This window comes from Synechococcus sp. W55.2, from assembly GCF_047461635.1.
In the GTDB taxonomy this organism is placed as follows: Bacteria; Cyanobacteriota; Cyanobacteriia; order Thermostichales; family Thermostichaceae; genus Thermostichus.
On the sequence record NZ_JANSHM010000032.1, the window covers coordinates 1 to 21670 of the forward strand.

Sequence of the window (21670 nt, forward strand, 5' to 3'; positions counted from 1 at the left end):
GATGGCGCCGCAGGACCAGCCCCATGAGCGCTTTGAGTTCCCTGAAGAAGTCCTCCCCCGCGGCAATGCGCTCTAAACCCACTGAGCTCGCTCGACTTTAGCTGCGGTAGATCCCTAGAGATCTGCTCTGTGAGGATGAGCGCTTGCCCAAGGGATCCCCTGCCGCGGATCCCAGTGGACAGGGAGCCCAACGGCAGGCGCTCGCGTTAACTAAACTTTTTTTGGTGTCTCTTGTTCCTGACTATCATTGGAGGTTGGTCTCTGTGACCTCGACAACATTTGGTTCTGCAGTGGTGCAAGATCGCACCCAAGGCGGATTTGCCTGGTGGGCTGGGAATGCCCGCTTGATTAATCTCTCCGGTCGGCTTTTGGGCGCCCATGTGGCCCACGCTGGCCTGATCGTCTTCTGGGCGGGAGCGATGCTGCTGTTTGAGGTGGCTCACTTCACGCCGGATCGGCCTATGTATGAGCAGGGCCTGATCCTGATGCCCCACGTGGCCACTCTGGGCTGGGGGGTTGGCCCGGGGGGCGAGGTGATTGACACCTACCCCTACTTTGTCATCGGAGTGCTGCACCTGATCTCCAGCGCCGTGCTGGGGTTGGGGGGCATTTATCACGCCATTCGCGGCCCAGAAACTCTGGAGCAGTCTTTCCCCTTCTTCGGCTACGACTGGAAAGACAAGAACAAGATGACCACCATCCTGGGGATCCACCTGATCCTGTTGGGGTTGGGGGCTTTCTTGTTGGTGGCCAAGGCCATGTGGTTTGGCGGTGTCTATGACACCTGGGCTCCAGGAGGTGGCGATGTGCGGGTGATCACCAACCCCACCTTGAACCCCGCCGTGATCTTCGGCTACTTGTTCAAATCTCCCTTTGGTGGGGAAGGCTGGATCATCAGCGTTGACAACATGGAGGATGTGATCGGTGGCCACATTTACATCGGCATTATCTGCATTGCCGGTGGGATCTGGCACATCCTCACCAAGCCCTTCGGTTGGGCCCGCCGCGCCTTCATCTGGTCTGGGGAGGCCTATCTCTCCTACAGCTTGGCGGCGGTTTCCCTGATGAGCTTCATTGCCACTTGCTACATTTGGTTCAACAACACCGTTTACCCGAGCGAGTTCTACGGCCCCACTGGCCCAGAAGCATCTCAGGCTCAGGCTCTCACTTTCATCGTGCGCGACCAGCGCTTGGGGGCCAACATCGGCCAAGCGCAGGGGCCGACCGGTCTGGGTAAATACCTGATGCGCTCCCCCACGGGCGAGATCATCTTTGGCGGTGAGACGATGCGCTTCTGGGATGTGCGGGCTCCTTGGAAAGAGCCGCTGCTGGGCCCCAATGGCCTGGACTTGGATAAGCTGAAGAACGACATCCAACCTTGGCAAGCTCGCCGTGCGGTGGAGTACATGACCCACGCGCCGCTGGGATCCCTGAACTCGGTGGGTGGTGTGGCTACCGAGATCAACACGGTGAACTTCACCAGCCCGCGCACCTGGTTGGCTGCTCACAACTTCATCTTCGGCTTCCTGTTCTTCGTGGGTCACCTGTGGCATGCCGGTCGCGCCCGCGCCGCTGCTGCCGGTTTTGAGAAAGGGATCAACCGCGAGAACGAGCCGGTTTACCGGATGAAGCCGATCCGCTAACTTTGGGTTAGCACAACGGTCTCAATGGTTTGGCTTGGCCCCCATACCGGGGGCCTTTTTTTGGGCATCCCCCCCTCAAGGATTGGCAGAAAGAAAGTTTGGGGTGGAAACTGAAGAGCGCTGAGTCATCAGAGCAGATGCACAAGATCCCTGTTACCGTCATCACCGGATTTCTGGGATCCGGCAAGACCACGGTGATCCGTCACCTTTTGCTCAACAACCAGGGCCGCCGCATTGCCGTGTTGGTTAACGAGTTTGGCGAAGTGGGCATCGACGGCGAGTTGCTGCTGGATTGCCAACTGTGTGAGGGGGAGGGATCCATCCCCATTCTGGAGCTGGCCAACGGCTGTCTCTGCTGCACGGTGCAGGAGGAGTTTTTGCCCACCATGGAAGCTCTGTTGCAGCGGCGGGCGGAGCTAGACTGCATTTTGATTGAAACCTCAGGACTGGCCTTGCCCAAGCCGCTCGTGCAGGCTTTCCGCTGGCCCACCATTCGTACAGGCGCCACGGTGGATGCGGTGATTACGGTGGTAGATGGTCAGGCTCTGGCCTCCGGGCAACTGGTGGGGGATCCGGCGGCCCTGGAGGCGCAGCGGCAGGCTGACGAAAGTTTGGACCATGAGACTCCGCTTGAGGAATTGTTTGAGGATCAGTTGAGCTGTGCCGATTTGGTGGTGCTCACCAAGGTGGATCAGATTACCCAAGAGGAGCAAGCTCGGGTGGAAAGCTGGCTGCGGCACCACTTGCGCCCTGAGGTTCAAATCCTCCCTTGTGAGCGGGGGCAGGTTCCCCCAGAAGTGCTCTTGGGCTTTAATGCAGCGGTGGAAGACCAGCTCGAGCGCCGCCCCAGCCACCACGATCACGGGGAGGAGCATGAGCACGAAGCTTTTGAGTCTTTCTACCTCAGCTTGGAGGGAGGTTATGAGCCGGGATCCCTGGTGGCTCAGCTACGCCAGTTGGCCCAAGAGGAATGTCTTTACCGGATAAAAGGGTTTGTGGCCGTCCCCTACAAGCCGATGCGCCTGGTGCTGCAGGGGGTGGGATCCCGATTTGAAACCTACTACGACCGCCCCTGGCAACCCCAGGAGCCGCGCTTGACCCGACTGGTGCTGATTGGGCAAAACCTCAACCGCGAGCGCATTGCCGCCCAGCTCCAGGCCTTGGCCATCAGAGAAACGGTGGCCCCCACCGGCTGATCCCTGTCGGAGGCGAGTGGGATCCCTTGGGTCCTCGGCTCTCATCCCCCAGTCCCAGAGGGAAAGGAAGTAGCGTCCAGTTCTACTGTTACTCAAAGGTGATCTAGAGGTAGGTATCCAAAAGAGAGGCCACGGTGGGGAAGTGGCAGCGCAAACCCAGGGTTTCTGGGGAAATGGCCGGGTAAACAAAATGGCGCTGGCGCAGACAGAACTCATCCCAGGCTGAAAGCCGCACCCGAAATAGAAAGGCCAAGCCGCGAACGAGAGCCGGGGGCAGAGGCACTCGGAAATAGATCCGTTTTTTGAAATAAGCACACATCTGTTCCACACATTCATCCCAGGAGAGGGGGGGATTGCCCAACACCCAATCGCCGCCACCAGGCAGATGGGCCACCCAATAGGCCACCATCTCGGCCACATCGGCAGCGTGGATAAAGTGGAAGCTGGCATCCACCCGCAAAAAGCGGATCAGATCCAGCCAGCGGAGAACGTCCTTGAGGCCGGCAGTGATGTGGGAGTAGGGGTGGTGGGGGCTGCCGCCAAAGAGCAGGGTGGGATAAAGGGTGAGCAGGCGCTCCGGCCAGAAGCCGCTTTCCTGCCGCCGCAGCAGCATCTCGTACTTGCTGCGGATGTAGTCGGTGCCGGCCCGTCCGGCAATGGCCAAAGGCTCCAGGGCCTGGTTTAAAAGGCTGGCTGTGGAAAAGTAGATCACCTGCTGACAGCGCTCCGGATCCAACAACTGAAAGAGCTCCAGGGTGTGGGTAACATTCACGGCCCAAGCCAGGGCGGGATCCCCCCAAGCCGCTGCCATGTGGATCAGCCCATCCATCTGGCGCAGCAGAGCGGCGTGTTCCCGGATGCGCAGGAGATCGCCGGGTACTAGGGTGATAGGGGCGGGCAGCCGTTCTAGGGGCAGCCGCAGGCGGCTGGTCTCGCGGATGAGAACGTACAGGTGGTAGGCGGGCCGCTCCGGAAACTCGGGATCCCTTTGCTGGGCCAGGCGCTCCAACACATAGTGCCCCAGGCAGCCGCTAGCGCCGGTAAGAAACAGGTTTCGCAAGAGGTCTTCCCAACGGGACTCGATGAAAAAAGCTTCTGACTAGTGTACCGCTTCAGCTTCTGTCTGCCGGACTGCCTGAGCCCTCAATTCCCCTGCAAGAGAGCCGCTCGACTTGGCAAACCCCACACTGGAAATCTGGCCGCAAGGATGTCAGCATAGTTCGACAAGAATCCAACTCAAAGAGCATATCCGAATATCCATCTGCATCTGTGGCTGTAACCTCTTCTCCGCCTTCCCGTTCCCGCGCTTTTGGCCTTTGGCCGCCGCTGGCCTTGGTTTTGCAGCGGCTGACCCAAGCGGTGCCGGTGCTGCTGTTGATCACGGTGCTCAGCTTTTTGCTCTTGCAGCTGGCCCCCGGAGATTTTTTGGATCCCTTGCGGGCGGATCCCAGTGTCAGCCAGGAGTTTATTGCCCAAGAGGAAGCGCGGCTGGGGTTGGATAAGCCCTTGGTTTGGCAGTACTTGACCTGGCTGGGCAACCTGCTGCAAGGGGATTTCGGGGTGAGCTACACCTATCGCGTGCCGGTAGCACAGCTCATCCTCTCCCGCGCCGGCGCTACCTTGCTGTTGGCGGTGTCCTCTGTGGTGCTGACTTGGCTGGTCGCCATTCCCCTAGGGATCCTGGGGGCGCTGCGGCAGAACACCCCCCTGGATCGGGCGTTGCAGTTGCTCAGCTACCTGGGCCAGGCCATGCCCAGCTTCGTGCTGGCCATTTTGCTGCTAATTGTGGCCCAAAACGTGAGCTGGCTGCCGGTAGGGGGCATGACCAGTGTTTATTTTGCCGAGCTTAGTTTGGGGGAAAAGTTGCTGGATCTGGGCCGCCACCTGCTCCTGCCCACGCTGGCCCTGAGCATCACCAGCTTTGCCGGGCTGCAGCGGATTACGCGCGGCAATTTCTTGGATGTGCTGCGGCAGGAATACATCCAGGCGGCGCGGGCCCGTGGGATCCCAGAGTGGCGGGTGATCTGGTTGCACGCGCTGCGCAACGCCGTCAACCCCTTGATCACGATCTTGGGCTTTGAGTTTGCCAATCTGCTCAGCGGCTCTTTTATTGCCGAGTTTTTCTTCAATTGGCCGGGGCTGGGCAAGCTGCTCTTGGAGGCTGTTCAAAGTTTCGACATCAATGTGGTGATGGCGGGGCTTCTGCTGGGGGCCGTGATGCTCATTCTGGGCAATTTGTTGGCCGATTTGCTCCTGATGTGGGTGGATCCCCGGATCCGACCCGAATCACTGCTGTAGTTAACCATTGCTGCTACGGATCCCTCAAACAGGCGGCTCAATTGTGGAGACAATATCCCGAATCACCGCCTCAGCCTCTTGCCGTCGGTTGCCGGCCATCTCTCCCGACCCGGCCAGAGAAACCCGATGGGTCAGTACCGGCACGAACAGTGCTTGCAGATCTTCTGGTAGACAAAAGCTGCGCCCTTTCACCAGCGCCTGAGCCCGTGCTGCCCGCGCCAAGGCCAGGGCTCCACGGGTGGATACCCCCGCCCGCAGCAGCTTGGACACGCGAGTGGCCTGCACCACCTGCAGAAGATAGTCCGCCAGGGATCCATCCAAATACACCTGATCCACCGCCGACTGAATCTCTCGCAACTCCATCAGGGAGAGAACCGGCTGCAGAGCATCCACCGGCTCGGCCTGTTGCCGTTGCAAGAGTAAAGCTCGCTCTACCTCAGGGCTGGGGTAGCCAATCGACAGCCGTACCAAAAACCGATCCAACTGGCTTTCTGGGAGGGGATAGGTGCCGTGGTACTCCAAAGGATTTTGGGTGGCCAACACCATAAATGGGCTGGGCAGCGGGTAGGTGCGATCGTCCAGCGAAACCTGCTTTTCCGCCATTGCCTCCAGCAGGGCACTTTGGGTGCGGGGCGAGGTGCGATTGATTTCATCCGCCAAGACCACGTGGGCAAAAATGGGGCCGGGACGAAATTCAAAATCCCCTTTCTCTTTATTGAAAAGGGTGAGGCCAAGGATATCTGTCGGCAATAGGTCGCTGGTAAATTGAATCCGCTGAAACTTGGCTCCCAAACTGTGGGCGATGGCCCGCGCCAAAGTGGTCTTGCCTACACCGGGCACATCTTCAAGCAAAACATGACCTTCCGCAACCAAGGCCGTGACCACCGCCTGCACCACCTGCGATTTGCCCTGAAACACGGATTCGATATTGGCAATCAGCTTGCCAATCTGTTGATGTAAGTTTTGTAACCGCTCTGCCGGGATCCGTGCCGAACCAGACCGGCTGCCGACACTCGCCATAAACCATTCCCAAAGGGGCCTATTCCACCTTACAGGCTGGATCCCATTGCCAGCTCAGGGCGGGATCCCGCTAAACCCCAGTGAAAAACCGGAGTATCATAGACCTAAGCCCTCCACAAGGATGGATATCTTGGAACTGTCTTGCAAAAGTGAATATGCTCTCCTGGCCCTTCTGGAATTGGCCCAGCACTACAGCGATGGCCAGGTGCTGCAGATTAAAGAAATTGCGGCTCATCAGTCCATACCCGACCGCTACTTGGAGCAATTGCTGGCCACCTTGCGCAGACAGGGGTTGGTGCGCAGCCAACGGGGATCCAAGGGAGGCTACTTCCTAGCCCGAGCACCCTGGCAGATCTCGCTGCTGGATGTTATCCAGGCCATCGAGGGGGAAGATCTCAGCCGCTCCCGCGACTTGCCCTCGGGCGATCTCACCCCAGAGCGGGAAGTGCTCCTGAAGGCCTGGCAAGATGCCCAAGCTGCGGCGGTAGCCATTCTCCAGAAGACCACCCTACAAGACCTCTGCGACCGGCAGGCACAACAGCAACAGGCTCGGCTCATGTACTACATCTAGGCCAGAGGCTGGAGCTGGGATCCCTGGCAAGTTTTGGGTTATCCTGAAACACATTGCTTTTCGAATTGAGCCCTTTCCATGACCGTTCGCTCTTCTCGCTCTCAGGCTGCCGATACGTTTTCCGCGGAAGATTTTGCCCAGGCTTTAGACAAGCAAAACCTCAGCTTTCAACCGGGGCAGGTGGTGCAAGGCCGCATTTTCCAACATCAGAACGATGGCGTTCTGGTGGATATTGGCGGCAAATCCCCGGCCTTTTTGCCCCTCAAGGAAGCAGGGATCCGCCCAGGGGAAGATTTGAGTGCGCTCTTTCCTTTAAAGACAGAAGCCGAGTTTCTCATCCTGCGGGAAGATGCAGAAGGACAAATTGTGCTCTCGGCGCGGCGGCTGAGGCTGAAGCGGCTTTGGGAAGAGCTGGCCCAGAAGCAAGCCAACGGCCAGACGGTAACCGTTCCGGTGATCGCCACCAACAAAGGGGGGGTGGTGGTGGATGTGCAGGGGCTGCGCGGCTTCATTCCCCGCTCCCACCTCAGCCAACGGGAAAGTCTGGAGGAGTTGGTGGGGCAATCCTTGACAGCAAGCTTTATCGAGGTGAACCCAGAAGCCAACAAGCTGGTGCTCTCCCAAAGGGCGGCTGTAAAGTCCGAGAACTTGAGCCGCTACACCAGTGGCCAAGTGGTGGAAGGCAAAGTCAGCGGACTAAAACCCTTCGGTGTGTTTGTGGACTTGGAAGAAGGGGTAACCGGGCTGTTGCACATCAAGCAGGTCAGCCAAAGTTTTGTAGCCTCGCTACCGGATTTGTTCAAACCAGGCCAACGCATCAAAGCTGTTGTCATCGATGTGGATGACGCCAAGGGACGGATGGCCCTCTCCCTGCGGGTGCTGGAAAAGCATCCGGGCGAGGTGCTGGAGCAGCTGGACAGGGTTATGGATGAGGCCGAAGAGCGGGCCGGTAAACTCAAGGGGAGAATAACATCCGACGGCCAAGTCATCTGATCCCATCTCTGCCTCGAGTTCGGATGCAAAACCTGCAGAGGGAAAGCAAGACGCCTTACGGCAATCAGAGGAAAATCACCTTGCGTCGCAAGAGATTGGCCGCAAATCCTTACCGGTGCTCAACGCCTTACGGCAATCAGAGGAAAATCACAATGGTTGGCAGCGCCCTCAGGAACCGCGCCATCCAGTGCTCAACGCCTTACGGCAATCAGAGGAAAATCACGGTTGACTGCCGCATGGGCGGTTTCGTCCCCGGAAAGTGCTCAACGCCTTACGGCAATCAGAGGAAAATCACCCGAATACTGAAATGCAGGCAGACCCGTGGCATTAGGTGCTCAACGCCTTACGGCAATCAGAGGAAAATCACACTATTACCGTTCCCATTCATACTGTTTGAACCCAAACTGCCGTGCTCAACGCCTTACGGCAATCAGAGGAAAATCACTGTGTCTTTACAGGCAAGACATTGGTAGCTCGCTGCGTGCTCAACGCCTTACGGCAATCAGAGGAAAATCACGTGGTGCCGCTTGCGGATCCGCTGCCGCGACCTGCTCGTGCTCAACGCCTTACGGCAATCAGAGGAAAATCACTGCACTGGCACGCCTAGGCTTTGGGCGTAGGCTATGTGCTCAACGCCTTACGGCAATCAGAGGAAAATCACTCCACAGCAGAACACCTTGTGTGGTGTCTGGCTCGATCGTGCTCAACGCCTTACGGCAATCAGAGGAAAATCACCGGGGCAACATATTCACCTTCTGGAGACCCCCCTATGTGCTCAACGCCTTACGGCAATCAGAGGAAAATCACGCCGTGCCCAGATACGTCTACAAGCTCGGAACCCACCGGTGCTCAACGCCTTACGGCAATCAGAGGAAAATCACCCGAGCAACTCACCAGTTCTCTTTAAAGCCCTGCTGTGCTCAACGCCTTACGGCAATCAGAGGAAAATCACGCAATTGTACACTTAGGTGGGCTGGGGGGGGGGAGCGTGCTCAACGCCTTACGGCAATCAGAGGAAAATCACTCACTTTCAAACCGCGACCGTTTGGCCTCAAACACGTGCTCAACGCCTTACGGCAATCAGAGGAAAATCACCCCAACTCGGCACTGGGATATGAAGCGTTCTTATCTGTGCTCAACGCCTTACGGCAATCAGAGGAAAATCACCCAAGGCTGGACTTGCCAGTCACCCCCTCAGTCTTGTGCTCAACGCCTTACGGCAATCAGAGGAAAATCATGGGCTGGCTGATCTGACTGAGAAAACGGTTACGTGGTGCTCAACGCCTTACGGCAATCAGAGGAAAATCATCGCCGAGGAATTCGTGCGTCGCTTGCCAGGCAGGAAGTGCTCAACGCCTTACGGCAATCAGAGGAAAATCATACTGAACCAGGTATTTGGGACCAAGAAGGAAGCTTGTGCTCAACGCCTTACGGCAATCAGAGGAAAATCATACCTACCAACGGGAGCCTGTCCGCACGAGGACAAAGTGCTCAACGCCTTACGGCAATCAGAGGAAAATCATTGGGGAACATTAGCCCCGAGGGCCTTCTTTGTCTGCCTTTTGTGCTCAACGCCTTACGGCAATCAGAGGAAAATCACCTTCTTCGGGCGGACGGTACTCTCGCACCACGCGCCGTGCTCAACGCCTTACGGCAATCAGAGGAAAATCACCTGAGGTTAATGTTACTTCTCTTACCCTGTAGGTATGTGCTCAACGCCTTACGGCAATCAGAGGAAAATCACGTCAAATCATCACAGGTAGTTCCACTCCCACTAGTTGTGCTCAACGCCTTACGGCAATCAGAGGAAAATCACCCGATCCGACTCTGGACATCCTGATCCGAGTGACACGTGCTCAACGCCTTACGGCAATCAGAGGAAAATCACGGCGCACCCCAGGATTCTTACTCTGCAAGGCTCGGATGAGCCCTTTGCAAGCATGTACCCTTATTCTATACACCAACTGCCAGCTAGAAGACAGGTCTCCTAACGCACTGGGCCCGGCAAAAGGTTTTCTCGTAAGGGAGCCGGGATTTTGCAAGCAACTCCAGGCGGTCGAAAATCCCTGGAACCCGCTTCCGACAAGACTTTCAGGTCTTTTGGGGGCTAGAGCGTCTTTCACAACGATAGATCCTTGCTTTTTAACAGATCCTGTAGCTATCCTGTCGTCCTGGCCAACTTTCTGGTCGATTCGAGGCGAGCACCCGCTCTAAGCAGCGGTTGCAGATCCCCACAAGCAAGAGGCCATCCTCTGGTTTTAGAATTTTCTCTAGCTCCCAACGCAGTTTTTCTCGTTCTCGCAATGTTAGCCAGGCACGAAAAATTGAGTACTGAATTCGTTCTCCATATCCCTCCAATAACTTGGACGCTTTCCGCCACCGCTTCTGACAGCGAATATCGTAGCACACCAAGTAACAAACCTTATGCTCGGCCATAATCTATCTCACGACTAAATTTCCAAACAAGTCTGCTTCGCCGTTCCACTCTTTTTCCAAAAGACGAACCTCTAGCTCTATTAAACGGCAGTAGGTAAGAGAGTAATGAGTAACTGGGTGCTTCCACTTTTCTCGCTTGCGCTCCTCGTAAATCCGAATCATCTTCTTACGTCCCTCTTCGCTGAGCCAAACTTGTTGGCCCCGTACTGTAAAATCTGCGTCTGGATCCCATTGCCGTCGGTTAACTGAGGCTACGACTGGCATATCTACAAGAGGAACACGGAAGATCTCCATCAAGTCAAGAGCCAGAGGAGGTGCTTGAGAACGAGGCTGGTGATAAAAGCCCAGGGCGGGCTCTAATCCAACTGTCAAAATAGCATTCATTACATCTTTAAGCAAAAGAGCATAACCAAACCCAAGTAAGGCGTTAAAGCGATCCTTGGGAGGTCTTCGATTTCGTCCTGAAAATCGCATTTCCTCAGGTACTGCATCAGACAGCAGATGAGGCAAGGCAGAAAAGTAGAGCGCTGCTAAGTTTCCTTCCAGTCCCAATAGACTTGACAAAGAGTCTGCCTGATCAACTTGCTTGAGCAATCGCTTCATTTGTTCGATAGCTTGTTCTACCTCCGGCGAACGCTGGGATCCCAAGCGCATTAAGAACTTGCGCTGGCTCTGGCCTCGACACCTCACCAACTTTCGGGCTAGTCTCAGGCACATTTCAGGATTGCTCAGGGCCTGATACTGTCGAATGCGGCGCTGGATGCTCCCATATCGGGGATCCAGGCTGCCGACATAGCGTCCACCTCCCGAAATTAAGTGAATTCCAATGTATTGTTCGGCGCAGAAATGAATGGCTTGAGTTGAAATTTGAGAGAAACCATGCAGCACAATTTGTCCGGTTTGCTGAGCGGAGATAAACTCTTCGCTTTGGTTTCGGTAGGTAACTTTGAGACGGGATCCACTGCGCCCTACCCGTGCCCCTGGCTCTAGAATGTGGACACATTGCCGTTCGTCATCTTCCGGGAACAGGCGAATAGGTTGCCATTCTCTGTCATGAGCTAGCCTCGCTTCTTCGGGCAAACACACGGGGGCCAAGGAGCAACCCGCACACAGCCGCTCATTACTGGTAATTGGGGGCCGCAGAGGAGATTGACGCAGCAGCCTCGCTTGTTCGATTGCCTGACGTACAGCTTGGCGCCCAGCATCATCAAGGGGTACGTGTACGAGCACATTGTCAGCATGGTACCGAATTCGTCCTTCGGGAATTGGGATCCCCAAAGCTGTTTCCACGAGATAGGCATAGGCCAAAATCTGCAACCGGTCACTTTCCCAAGCTTGAGGCTGATTGTCTGGATCCCGTGCTGACCGACCCCTTTTATGCTCGTAGGGAATGATCTGTCCATCACGAGTGCGCAAAGCATCCACTCTTCCCCGCAAGCCCAGTTCTTCGCTTTCTAGAAATAGATCCTCCCACTCCTCTCCCTCTTGCTTTTCCAGCTCTGTGTGTAACCGCCGACCGGCAAAAATAGCTGCGTTTTCCGTATAGAGCTCCTCGACCTCCTCTAGATAAAATAGTCGTGGGCAGTAGGCCAATGCGTGCAGTGCTGAAACACGAATCAAATCTGAATCTATCTGTGCGGGGAAATCGATTAGTGATGCCGGCATAATCTGATACTCCGAAATATGAAAATATAGAGTTCTTCAGCAATCTTAGAACAGCTTTCTCTTTGAGCAGAGACAAAACTCAGGCTCCACGCAAGATCTTCTCCTGGCAGAGTTAATAGGCTGTTCGGAAATAAGCCTTCGACCTAAGGTTGATAAGTCTAGAACCAACAGCTTGGAATTCTCACGGCTTAGTTTGGGCAAATTTCCGTCCAGGCTAACTCCGGCACATCATCACCTTCAAGAGTTCGGAGTGAGTATCTTCGCCAGCGAGTATCCCGCGATCCCACGTGATCAACCCAATACGGCAAGGTCAGGATCCCATCCTCATCTTGAATTAGCCATCTTCCCCCTGAAGGGACTTTCTGAATTGGTCTTACCGAGTTAACTAAGTCACGACTCTCTCCTAGGCTTAGTCCCCCAGATCGGTCAATTAATTCAGGATTTTCAAAGGCTCTTTCCAAGTCATGAGCAAGGGATCCATTGACCAAAACTGCGATTTGCACATCGGTCAGCAATTGTTGGTAGTCAGGACGGGCATTGTTTGGATGCTGAATATCTTTTGTCTTAAAACGACGAAGGGTACGGATCACTGTAGAAAGCTGGGGTTGGCTCAGGAGAGCAATTGCCAGTTGGGATCCGCAATATCGATGCCGATCCCATTCTCCCAGCAAGGAAAGCAACATTCCATAAACAGTAGCCGGTGGCGGCACTGGATAAGTTTCGGCAAACTCCCTGGCCCAAGATTGACGGAAACAGGCGATAGGCACCTCAACCTGGAGCTGAATCATGCTGCCTCCTCACAAGAAATTTGCTGCCTAATCAAGCTGATAAGTCGATTAACTGTTGACTTAATGCCTGGACTTACATGAGCACCCAACTGGGCTAGCTTCTTCCCGTCCTCAGTTTCGGCAGCGGCTCCTGCCAGCCATAGCTCTTGAGGATCTATATCCCCCACTTGCACTCGACGCACTAAGTCCGGCATGCTGATTTCTCCATCAGAGTTTTCTTCAAAACAGTAGAGCAGGCGTGGCGAAAAGTCGTGTGTCCAGCGCAGGACTATGCTATCCGGTGAAAAGTCATAGAGAAAGCGAGAGTGATTGCCGGCCACTTCTCCCAACGAAACCAGTCCGTTTAACACTTCGATTACTCGGTCTTGCCGGTGGAGCCGAGCAGGAGTCATTGCAAAGCCGTACTGATAGCGAGTAGCATGAACCTCCGTTCCGTAGAGAGAAGTGGATCCCTTCTGGCCACTTTTTGCGTTGAAGGTTACATCTCCGCTGTAGGGTCGAGTAGAAACTGCCCGAGTTACTTCCAAAACACCTCGCCGAGCAGTGGTAGTGCCCTTTGGTAACTTTTCTCCCTTCTTCCTGGATGAGTTTTCGTCTGAGGCATCTACTTTAGCCCCTTCCGCACGCATAAAGCCTAGGACATCATCATCGATATACCGCTCGGGATCAAAGTTAGGCGCTTGCCACTCGTTGTCGTTGGTTTGATCATTCCAACGTCGGTTAACTTCGCAGCCATTCCCTGAGACCTGCCAATAGTAACGCAGGGCCCAACGGATTGCTTCAGCAGAGACGGTAGTGTGCACCTCATTTTTCCAGAGGATCTTTTGCAGGGTAGTGATGTTGCCGTCATTCTCACCGCGGTTGTTGGCAGCGGTGCCGTAGCTGGTCAAGATGTTGCCAAACAGGTGCAAAGTCATAATCTTCCTCCAAGCTAATTCTTCAAACTGAACTGTTAAGTCGTTGCTACATCAACTTTTCACTTGACTTTCTGGCTCTTGCTTTACACTTTCAGTCCTCCTCTAGCTCGGCAAGTACAATCAAGTCAACATCATCCTCGTCAAGCTCATCCTGAAGTTCTTCCTGTCGCTCCTTGCCTTTATAGCTGGCCAACGCTAGAAGAGCTAAGTCTCGCGCTTTTTTCCATTCCTTGGGATCCATAACTAAATCCATCAAGTCATCCCAATGCTCTTGCAGTGTCGGTATTCTTCCAGCCCGCGCCCAAAAGCTAGTAATAAACTCGCGGAAGCTTTCCGCGTTTTTGCATCGAGTCAGACCAGTGCGAATACGTATATTTTCTCTGTCGAAGTTAGTAAACTCTCCCCTATCCTGGGTTTTCTGAGATAACCGACCATAGGTAAAGCGCATGGCTTCATGACAAGCCTGAACAAACCAGCGCTCTCTGTCATCCATTTCCGTTTTCATGACCATTTCGTTTAGACCTCCGCGCTCGTAACATAGCTGATTAAACTGCTCGTTGCTATTAACCTGCTCTGCAAATCCGGCATACCAAGAGTAACCCCTTGCCAGATTTTCAGCAATCATCTCACGAGCAAAACTTGTTGCAATGAAACTGCCTTCCTCTGCTTTTGCCTTGACGACAACTCGATCTGGTAACACTGCTTTGCAGATCTGGTAGTTTTTACAGACGCAATATTCTGCTTCTACAGTAAGTAGATCTGTGCGAGATTTTTGTTGGCTCGACCACGGAACAACACCTAGAGTTAGAACCTGACATCGTTTTACCTTAAATTCCCTAGCAGATTCTGCAATCCCTTGGTACGTCAAAAACCTAAGACCAGCATCTCCCAAACTCGAAGCATGAAAATCCTGGTAGGCTGCATAACGAAGCTGGGGATCTTGCCGGTAGCTTGCATAGACCTCCATATCGGTAATCTCGGGAACTACCAGGGCATATTGAGCTTTCTGATCTCGCAGCCGCGAGCGAAGTATGTAGTAGCAGCAAGAAACAGGAGCGTAGAGAAGTATAAAGGCCATCTCTGGAGACTCTTCAAAGCTTGTATCCGAGGGAAATGCATTGTGGCGAACGACTGCACCAGGATTAAGCCAGCCAGCAATGCTAATTGGCTGCTTAAGCCAATTACCGTTTTTATCACATAGATTTTTGGCAAATTCCTGATGGACGTAGCTTTCTAAAGCTTTATACTTGATAATGACAGGTGGATGATCCTCATCAATCTCTAAAGATTGAGTTTGCTCGCCAATAACTTTACGGGTTTTGGCATGTTGTAGAAATGTTCCCAGGATTCCTTGATGGATGACTACCTGGGAGTCTTTTCGCATCGACTTACTGTCGATCCCTCGCAATGCGATTAATCCATTATCAAGTTGGAAAGACTCTTTGAGCAACCAATCAATTACTTCAAAGTCATTTCCCTGCCAGGACAGTTGAACTTGTCGAGACGTCAGTTCCCAACTTAGTGACCCTGGACGCTTTTCTGGTGGAATTTCCTGCTCTAGCTGCTTGAGGGTCATCCATAGTCCGGCTAAACCCGCCCGATGCAGCAATGTTAATCCGGGGTGTCCTAGGTGCAACTTTAATTCGCTCATGGTGTGCCAACTTCCTCGCTGTAGTTGATATATCCAGGCTCTGTGATGAAATAAAACCCGCGTCGTTGCCAATTCCACCACTCTGTCTTTTTATCTGGGATCCGGATTGGAATTGACCAGGCTTGAGCTTCTTGTAGAAAAGCTTGCATTCTCGATAGCTTTTGGCCCTTATCTAGAGCTTTCTTCTGTCTGACTTCAGCAGCCTTCCAAATAGCGTCTTGATCTTCTGCCAGAAGCACTGTTATCGTGTAGCCGGCCTCTCGCAGGGAACTTGGATAAGTGCACCAGTTTTGATCAAGCCATGCTGACTTCACCCTGGCAGGCTCTTCCCGGCTGAGCTGAGAGATGATATCAGCCAGGTCTCGCTGGGAAATATACTCAAGTTCTCTAAGCTGTTCAAGCAGCTGCCGGCCAGTTCCTAATTCTGCTGCGCCATAGGGGAGGTGTTCGTTCCATTCGTAGAAAAGAGCTACACGGGATCCCTCCTGCTCGCTTTTCATTCTTCGATTGAGGCGACCTAGTCGCTGAATTAAAGATGTCGCTGGAGCCATAGCAGAGATAAGCAAGTCTGCACTTAAATCTAAGGACATTTCACAAACCTGTGTAGTAACAGCGAGAACAGGCCCTGGTTGACCAAAAGCGTTAATAATCTGCTCATGCTTTCTAAGTCTATCTTTATAACGAAATCGACTGTGATAAATTAAAACTTTGGCTTCAATGTCTTTTAGCTTCTTCTGAGCCTCTCGATAAATGTTAATGCAACTGGCAACTGAATTGGTTACCCACAATACCTTTTGGTTCTCTTGAACTGCCTTAGTAACTTCTGACCAAATGGATTCGGAATTGATGGGATCCTCCTTTGGTTGAATTTCTCGTATTTGATAGCGCTTCAGCTCTTCTAGCTCTTGAGGCCCTTCAATGGGATCCCCTACAGGCTCACCCAACTCCCTCATCACCCGTTTAATCGCCTCAAGTCGCCCTGGGGTGAAGCTGGCGCTCATCAGTAGGATAGGTGCGCCTCGAAAAGCCTGTAAAAATCTCAGCAAAGAGCCAAACAACTGATTGTCATAGGCATGTACCTCGTCAAAAACGAAGGCAGATTGAACTAGAGCTGGCCAAGAAAATAGTGGTCTTCTATTGTTCTGGATTAACCCTAAAATAGAGTCCACAGTGCAGATAACCAGTTTCTTTCTCCATACTTGCAACGCTGCCAAACGAAACGAATTACCCTCATCCTCTTCGCCTTCGCCGGTCAATAAAAGTTCTCGATCCAAATCTGCTCGTGAGTGCATCAGTGTCTTTTCTATTGGGGATCCCTCAGCGTAGTCCAAGTAGCCCTGAGTAGCCGTTCCGGTGGTCGGATAGCCAAAAAACAGTCGCCTTCCCGATGCCCACTTTTTCGCCCAAGCGTAGGCTCCCAAGGTCTTGCCTGTACCACAGCCTGCCTTGACCAGTGTTACTCGATGAGTGGCAGCAGCCATTTGCTCTTGGAAAGGACGTAGGGAGCTTTCTCCTAGTTTTTGGGCAATGAGTTGCTCTAGGTCTTCCTCTCGAAGAACCAAGCTTAGTGCACCAGAAATCCAATCTTGCAGATCTTCTCCCTCTGTCGGTAAGATTGACCCTGCTAGATCTGCAGCAATTACTGTTGCTTTGGCAGCAGCCACCAGCACCTTCTGCTCAGGGCTTAAACTTTTGGCAAAGTCTCGAAATTGACTTTCTAGAGCCTTTAGGCAATCTTCTAGACATTCTTTTTCCCAGTTTTTTGAAGCTACCCTTGGAATCTCTGCCGGTAGCCCAAGTCTCTGTGATCCCAGTCTCAGTACAGATTCAAAGTCTGTATGTTCAGTGTAAATGTAGATCCCTAGTCCTGCGCCATCAGGCAACTCTGTAATTCTATGCGATTCCCTACCTTGGGAATCTACTCCTGCTTTGAAGTGATGTCCAATTGCTGCCCAAGTAGCTAAGATCAGCTCCTCTTCAGAAAATGCCTTCCCTAGCCACTTGCGGAATTCTTTGACTTGTAGGGCAAGTATGCCACTTAAAAACTCATGACGAATGAGTTGTTGCCCATTGTGAGCTTTCCAAGCTTTGTCAAGTTTTGCTTTTGACTCAGTGTCTAAGATTGATGACTTGAGATAAACCATCTCCTGGAAATGTTGATTGGCTTTACCCCAGTCGTGCAGATAAGCTCCTAATTTGACAACATCTTCCAAACGATTTGAGTCACTTAACCCTAACTGCTTGCAAATAGTCTGTCCTAGGCGATCTGAGAAGACTTCAGCCGCTGACAAGACAGCCGCAACATGGCCTGCAAGTTTAGCAGCGCCCCTTGCCTGAGCATACTCTTCTTTAGATTGGTAGCTGGGATCCCATTTTCCCAGCGATTTTGCTAGCAAAAACTTAAACATTGTAGAGTCATCCTCACCTGCACGGCAAAAAGAATCCACAACCCATGCGCCGCCGGCCACCTAGCCCTACCTGCTGGAGGCGAATTGAGTCTTCTTCCTGTAGGTTCTCTACTAAGGTTGAGAAACCTACAGTTGTATGCCCTTTAATTCTCAAGGTCTTGCGCAAGGGTTTCCCAGTTTTATCTTGCAGTACTGATACCCGGCCTGAGATCTTAAGCTTCTCTAACTGGTCTTGGGCAGCTTGCACAAATGGATCTGGCTCGGTGTAGCCCTTGATTGTAACAATTCGGGCTTTTAGGGAAGTGCTTGGTTTGAGAGTAAAAATCCTGGGGATCCCTAGCTGTACTTCGTGAGATCCAATCTTCAATTGCTTGCCGGCTAGCTTGTACACCTCCGGCACTGCTTCCATGGGCAGCCGAATTCTAATGTGGGAGTGCGGAGTCAGTAAGATTTTGCCTCGTCTGTCTCCAATTCCCGCTGTTGTCAAAATCCCGATGTGAGGGTTTCGGTGCAGTGTTGGTACTTGGTGGCATAGCGCCGCGAGTAGAGCGTACCCGTGATCTGCTGGGAGGGTAGTTCCTCGCACGGGCAGGCATAGGTCCACTACGGGAGCTTCGTAAGGGACATGTGTTGGGTTTGCCATTGAAGCTTCAGCAGTCATTGAGTGGCTCATCACACAACTGCCACCTAAAACATATGTAAGAAATGCTAGTGAACACAGCTCGCTTCTGTCAAGCAGTGCGCGGCGCCCCAGGGCGATCAGTGGAAAGGGCAGTCAGGAGTGCTAAGGCCTGCTGCCAGCAGCAAGGCACTTTCGACCACAGCAGCCACGTGAAAGTGCTCAACGCCCAGGGGCTTACCTCTGACAATACCATTGGTCTTAGCCCTCTTCAGCCAGGAGGTGATTTTCGGAAGAGTTCCCAGAAGAGGGCTGGATCCCCTACCCCCGCATAGGCAACCTCGAAGGGTAGAGCTTAGGATGGCTTGACCCATCTCCTCTTTATCAGCTCTCTCGCTGCCTATGAACCTGTCATCCATTGCCAAGCCACAGCAGCTTTCTCTTTTGCTGATTGCACTTCAGCTAACTCTGGGAGCGCCGGCGACAGCTCATCCGGTCACCAGTTCTGCAACGGACTCGACGGCGGCAGCCATTCAGCGAGTAACGGAAATTCATGGCGGAGCTGGGCCTTGGGCTATGGTCGGCTATCGCATGGGGATGCGCGCTCTGCAGGAGCTGGGCTTGATGAGTCCAACTCCCCACACTTCTAGGAACCGTTTTCTGGTGGAGGTCATTCACGGGTCGCCGGCAGAGATCCCGTTCGTGTGCATTGTGGATGGCTTGCATGCTGCAACAGGGGCCAGTTTGGGCAAGTTGAACTTGAAGCTGGTGGAGGTCGAATCTCTTGAAAAAATGCGCAGCGTGGTCATCCACCGAGAGACCGGCAAGCGGGTGGAGTTTCAAGTTTTGCCCGAGTTTATCGCCAAATACCGGAACTTGCCCCCGGAACAGCTGGCGGCTGCAGGGCAGGAAGTTCTTCAACTGGCCGATGAGAAGCTTTTCCGTCTCGCCATTAGCCCATAGCAGGGAATATCGCTTCGGGATCCCTTCGGCATTCCTGAGCCAATCGGCTCCAGACCCGAGCGGGTGGCCACCTCTGCCGGATGCTCTCTTTCTGGAACTAACTCTGATTATCGTGGGCTCGCTAGGTACCCCCTAAGGGATCCGGGCTTGAGCGAATACATCTTGAGGGATCACCTTTAGACCCGGCAGGAAATCATCTTGAATGGCTTGAGATCCCGTAAAGGTGCGCGGCGGGGCATCGGGATAGAAGACGGTGATGCTCTTGGCTTGGGGATCCACAACCCAAACCCTGGGGATCCCAGCTTCTAGATAATCGGTTGCCTTCTGAGCTATGGCTCCAAAACTCTGGCCAGGAGAAAGGATCTCGATCACCAACTCGGGAATGGCAAAACAAGGTTCATCGGTCATGGCCTCAACCGGCAACCGCTCGTTAGAGATGTAAGTAACATCAGGAACTGGGATCCAGGGCTCTGCCTTTCGTGTTAAAACAACTGCCCACTCAGTATGTGCTGACCCAGGCTTAGGACACTCAGGGCTAGAGCACCAGTCCTCCAAAATTTGCCACAACACCGGTTGGAGACGAGCATGGAAGCGTTTTGGCGACATGGGTTCGTTTTTGGAGACGGCCCGCCCATCGACTAGCTCATAGACAATATCCCCCTCCGGCAAGGCCAGAAACTGTTCGGGAGTTAGCTTTTGACCTGAAATGGACAACTCTGGAGTCGATAGCATCACAGGATCCCCGTTGTTTAGGATGGCCGAATCTCTGTCTAGGCTAGCTCTGACATCCCCCACCTTCACCGTTTTGAAACAGTTGTCGAGCAGGGATCCAAATCCAGCGGCAAGATGGCTCCACTCAATTTTGGGGGTAGAGATCCCCATCTTTCTGGCACCGGCTGAGCAGAGGATGCCACTTTTCGGGAGAGGATAGGGCAACATTCAACCCAGAACCCTCTCCAGACAACTTGAGAAGGGGGGGCTTCCAAACTGCAGTAGCTTGAAGATGCCCGTGCTTCAATGCTTGAAAGCCGTCATCGAGAGGATCCCTATGGCTAATACCCTTTTGACCACTCTAGGCACCAGCCCCTACAGCGAGACGGTGTATGTTTTTGGGGAGCGGAAGGCCGATAGAACCCGTTATGTTGCCAAAGCCCTCTGTCAGCTCTTTGACATCGAGAGGGTGATTGTGCTGCTAACCCAAGAAGCACATGACACCCATTGGAAGCATCTACAGGACTGCCTACCCCCCCACGTGGAGAAAATTGCCAAGGCCATTCCTGAAGGCAAAACCGAGGCAGAGACCTGGCAGATCTTCGACGTGCTGGTTGACAGCATCGAGGCCAACACACGGCTGCTTTTTGATATCACCCACGCTTTCCGCTCCATCCCGGTGCTGGTGCTTTTAGGAGCTGGCTTTTTGCGCAAGGCCAAAAATGTTGAAATCCAGGGGCTCTACTACGGCCTCTACCGCCCTGGCCAGGTCGAAACCCCCATTATCGATCTCACCCCGGCGGTTCGTCTTTTGGACTGGCTGACGGCTACCGACAAATTCATTAGCACCGGCTCGGCGCTGGAGTTGGGCCAACTTTTGGATACAGTTCAACGGGACTTTTACCGCCAACCAAAGCTCGGCAAAAGGGATCCCAAGCCCATCCGGCTGCAGAACTTTGGCCAAGCCATCCGCAATATCTCTCGTTCCCTGGAGCTGGTAAGACCGGTCAGCCTTTTGGAGGATGACTTGCTTAGGTTGCAAAGGTACTCCACCCAGGAGTTGGCAGAAGAGGTGGGCCAATTTGCCAAGCCCTTTGGCTTGCTGTTGCAAAGCATTCAAGACAGCTACAGCCAACTGGCTTTGCCAGCAGACAGAGCTACGGATGCCAAGGCTCAAGTTCAAAAGCAATTTCAACTGCTGCGCTGGTATGTGGAGAAACGCTTCACCACGCAGGCAATTCTCTTAGCTCGGGAGTGGGTGATCTCGGCCCTCTGCTTGTGTGAGGGGCTGCCCAACTACCGCCAGCGGGAAGCGCGGCAGGAGATCGAACACCAACTGGGATCCCTCATTCCACGGGAAGACCAGCCCCAGGCGCCTCCTGACATTGCTGCCCATGTTCCCGATGCGCAGAAACTTGCCAACCTCTGGTCTCGCCTCAGCCAGTACCGCAACGATGTTGCCCATGTGCAGATGAATCCAAACCCTTTGAACAGCGAAGCTCTAGAAAGCTTTGTTTTGCAAGACCTGCTGCCTGGCCTGGAAGAGCTGTTTCCCAAATTGACCTGGGCAGAAGGGAAGTTGGAAGGGGATCTTTCCACTTCTCCGTAGGCTAAAGACATCGGTTCGCCCTCAGATTCTGGGTTTTTGGTCAAACAACGGCTATTGAGAAATACTGAAGAAAACTGAGGGCTGGCCGGGATCAGATCGATTTTGTTTTGTAGCTTCTGTAGCCACGACATCGGGTGGCTACCGGGGTTTTGTTCCTTGTTCGAGGAGTTCCTAACTGTTCT

General features: G+C 53.4%; 17 protein-coding genes, 1 pseudogene and 1 CRISPR repeat array. Of the genes and pseudogenes, 8 read left to right on the top strand and 10 right to left on the bottom strand.

The features are described 5' to 3' along the window. From NW828_RS07930 to cobW, 3 genes and pseudogenes are all read left to right on the top strand, one after another. Positions 1-76 (top strand): annotated as a pseudogene (locus NW828_RS07930) (photosystem II protein D2); the annotation flags it as partial. A 187-nt stretch (positions 77-263) separates the two neighbouring features. Beyond that, positions 264-1643 carry a photosystem II reaction center protein CP43 gene (psbC, locus tag NW828_RS07935; RefSeq protein WP_414383044.1) on the top strand — a complete coding sequence of 460 codons (1380 nt, stop codon included), beginning with the start codon at positions 264-266 and terminating at the stop codon, positions 1641-1643. Between the two features lie 137 nt (positions 1644-1780). Continuing rightward, a complete protein-coding gene (gene cobW, locus NW828_RS07940) occupies positions 1781-2839 on the top strand; it encodes a cobalamin biosynthesis protein CobW (RefSeq protein WP_414383046.1) in 1059 nt (352 codons plus the stop codon). Between the two features lie 103 nt (positions 2840-2942). On the opposite strand, the gene NW828_RS07945 is transcribed toward cobW, so the two are convergent. Beyond that, positions 2943-3899 carry an NAD-dependent epimerase/dehydratase family protein gene (locus tag NW828_RS07945; protein WP_414383047.1) on the bottom strand — a complete coding sequence of 319 codons (957 nt, stop codon included), beginning with the start codon at positions 3897-3899 and terminating at the stop codon, positions 2943-2945. A gap of 209 nt (positions 3900-4108) precedes the next feature. Here NW828_RS07945 and NW828_RS07950 point away from each other — a divergent pair, with 209 nt between their 5' ends. Beyond that, positions 4109-5137, top strand: a complete 1029-nt coding sequence (locus NW828_RS07950; protein ID WP_414383049.1) for an ABC transporter permease — start codon at positions 4109-4111, stop codon at positions 5135-5137. Positions 5138-5161: 24 nt separating this feature from the next. Here the strand turns inward: NW828_RS07950 and NW828_RS07955 are convergent, their stop codons facing one another. Beyond that, positions 5162-6157 carry an AAA family ATPase gene (locus NW828_RS07955; RefSeq protein ID WP_414383051.1) on the bottom strand — a complete coding sequence of 332 codons (996 nt, stop codon included), beginning with the start codon at positions 6155-6157 and terminating at the stop codon, positions 5162-5164. Positions 6158-6287: 130 nt separating this feature from the next. Here NW828_RS07955 and NW828_RS07960 point away from each other — a divergent pair, with 130 nt between their 5' ends. Together NW828_RS07960 and NW828_RS07965 are read left to right on the top strand one after the other, a co-directional pair. Then, on the top strand, positions 6288-6728 hold the full coding sequence (locus NW828_RS07960) for an RrF2 family transcriptional regulator (RefSeq protein WP_011432485.1): 441 nt from the start codon (positions 6288-6290) through the stop codon (positions 6726-6728). Between the two features lie 78 nt (positions 6729-6806). Further along, complete coding sequence (locus NW828_RS07965; RefSeq protein ID WP_414383053.1) at positions 6807-7721, top strand: S1 RNA-binding domain-containing protein; 915 nt, start codon at positions 6807-6809, stop codon at positions 7719-7721. Between the two features lie 43 nt (positions 7722-7764). Then, positions 7765-9609: a CRISPR direct-repeat array (repeat unit 36 nt; unit sequence GTGCTCAACGCCTTACGGCAATCAGAGGAAAATCAC). Between the two features lie 254 nt (positions 9610-9863). Here NW828_RS07965 and cas2 read toward each other — a convergent pair. The 7 genes from cas2 to cas6 form a co-directional block, all read right to left on the bottom strand. Further along, positions 9864-10157 (bottom strand): CRISPR-associated endonuclease Cas2, encoded by a 294-nt coding sequence (cas2, locus tag NW828_RS07970; protein WP_414383055.1) that lies wholly within the window; start codon positions 10155-10157, stop codon positions 9864-9866. Positions 10158-10160: 3 nt separating this feature from the next. Further along, on the bottom strand, positions 10161-11822 hold the full coding sequence (gene cas1, locus NW828_RS07975; RefSeq protein WP_414383057.1) for a type I-MYXAN CRISPR-associated endonuclease Cas1: 1662 nt from the start codon (positions 11820-11822) through the stop codon (positions 10161-10163). 188 nt (positions 11823-12010) lie between these two features. After that, entirely contained in the window at positions 12011-12610 is a 600-nt protein-coding gene (gene cas5, locus NW828_RS07980) for a type I-MYXAN CRISPR-associated protein Cas5/Cmx5/DevS (protein WP_414352070.1), read from the bottom strand. Continuing rightward, positions 12607-13527 (bottom strand): type I-B CRISPR-associated protein Cas7/Cst2/DevR, encoded by a 921-nt coding sequence (cas7i, locus tag NW828_RS07985; RefSeq protein ID WP_414383059.1) that lies wholly within the window; start codon positions 13525-13527, stop codon positions 12607-12609. Before cas7i ends, cas5 begins: the two co-directional genes overlap by 4 nt. Positions 13528-13618: 91 nt before the next feature. Continuing rightward, complete coding sequence (gene cas8a1 / locus NW828_RS07990) at positions 13619-15178, bottom strand: type I-MYXAN CRISPR-associated Cas8a1/Cmx1 (protein ID WP_414383061.1); 1560 nt, start codon at positions 15176-15178, stop codon at positions 13619-13621. Further along, positions 15175-17646 (bottom strand): CRISPR-associated helicase Cas3', encoded by a 2472-nt coding sequence (gene cas3 / locus NW828_RS07995; RefSeq protein WP_414383063.1) that lies wholly within the window; start codon positions 17644-17646, stop codon positions 15175-15177. The genes cas8a1 and cas3 overlap by 4 nt, the downstream gene beginning before the upstream one ends. Continuing rightward, positions 17600-18259 carry a type I-MYXAN CRISPR-associated protein Cas6/Cmx6 gene (cas6, locus tag NW828_RS08000; protein WP_414383064.1) on the bottom strand — a complete coding sequence of 220 codons (660 nt, stop codon included), beginning with the start codon at positions 18257-18259 and terminating at the stop codon, positions 17600-17602. Before cas6 ends, cas3 begins: the two co-directional genes overlap by 47 nt. 348 nt (positions 18260-18607) lie before the next feature. On the opposite strand from cas6, the gene NW828_RS08005 reads away from it, so the two are divergent. Continuing rightward, positions 18608-19168, top strand: a complete 561-nt coding sequence (locus tag NW828_RS08005) for a formylmethanofuran dehydrogenase subunit E family protein (RefSeq protein ID WP_414383066.1) — start codon at positions 18608-18610, stop codon at positions 19166-19168. A gap of 132 nt (positions 19169-19300) precedes the next feature. Here the strand turns inward: NW828_RS08005 and NW828_RS08010 are convergent, their stop codons facing one another. After that, positions 19301-20050, bottom strand: a complete 750-nt coding sequence (locus NW828_RS08010; protein WP_414328896.1) for a Uma2 family endonuclease — start codon at positions 20048-20050, stop codon at positions 19301-19303. A gap of 166 nt (positions 20051-20216) precedes the next feature. Here NW828_RS08010 and csx2 point away from each other — a divergent pair, with 166 nt between their 5' ends. Then, complete coding sequence (gene csx2 / locus NW828_RS08015; RefSeq protein WP_414383068.1) at positions 20217-21488, top strand: TIGR02221 family CRISPR-associated protein; 1272 nt, start codon at positions 20217-20219, stop codon at positions 21486-21488. Positions 21489-21670: the final 182 nt, after the last annotated feature.

Coding starts and splice junctions, on each gene's coding strand:
- cobW (WP_414383046.1), top strand. CDS start 1,781: ATGCACAAGATCCCTGTTACCGTCATCACCGGATTTCTGGGATCCGGC.
- NW828_RS07955 (WP_414383051.1), bottom strand. CDS start 6,157: ATGGCGAGTGTCGGCAGCCGGTCTGGTTCGGCACGGATCCCGGCAGAG.
- NW828_RS07965 (WP_414383053.1), top strand. CDS start 6,807: ATGACCGTTCGCTCTTCTCGCTCTCAGGCTGCCGATACGTTTTCCGCG.
- cas2 (WP_414383055.1), bottom strand. CDS start 10,157: ATGGCCGAGCATAAGGTTTGTTACTTGGTGTGCTACGATATTCGCTGT.
- cas1 (WP_414383057.1), bottom strand. CDS start 11,822: ATGCCGGCATCACTAATCGATTTCCCCGCACAGATAGATTCAGATTTG.
- cas5 (WP_414352070.1), bottom strand. CDS start 12,610: ATGATTCAGCTCCAGGTTGAGGTGCCTATCGCCTGTTTCCGTCAATCT.
- cas7i (WP_414383059.1), bottom strand. CDS start 13,527: ATGACTTTGCACCTGTTTGGCAACATCTTGACCAGCTACGGCACCGCT.
- cas8a1 (WP_414383061.1), bottom strand. CDS start 15,178: ATGAGCGAATTAAAGTTGCACCTAGGACACCCCGGATTAACATTGCTG.
- cas6 (WP_414383064.1), bottom strand. CDS start 18,259: ATGAGCCACTCAATGACTGCTGAAGCTTCAATGGCAAACCCAACACAT.
- NW828_RS08005 (WP_414383066.1), top strand. CDS start 18,608: ATGAACCTGTCATCCATTGCCAAGCCACAGCAGCTTTCTCTTTTGCTG.
- NW828_RS08010 (WP_414328896.1), bottom strand. CDS start 20,050: ATGGGGATCTCTACCCCCAAAATTGAGTGGAGCCATCTTGCCGCTGGA.
- csx2 (WP_414383068.1), top strand. CDS start 20,217: ATGGCTAATACCCTTTTGACCACTCTAGGCACCAGCCCCTACAGCGAG.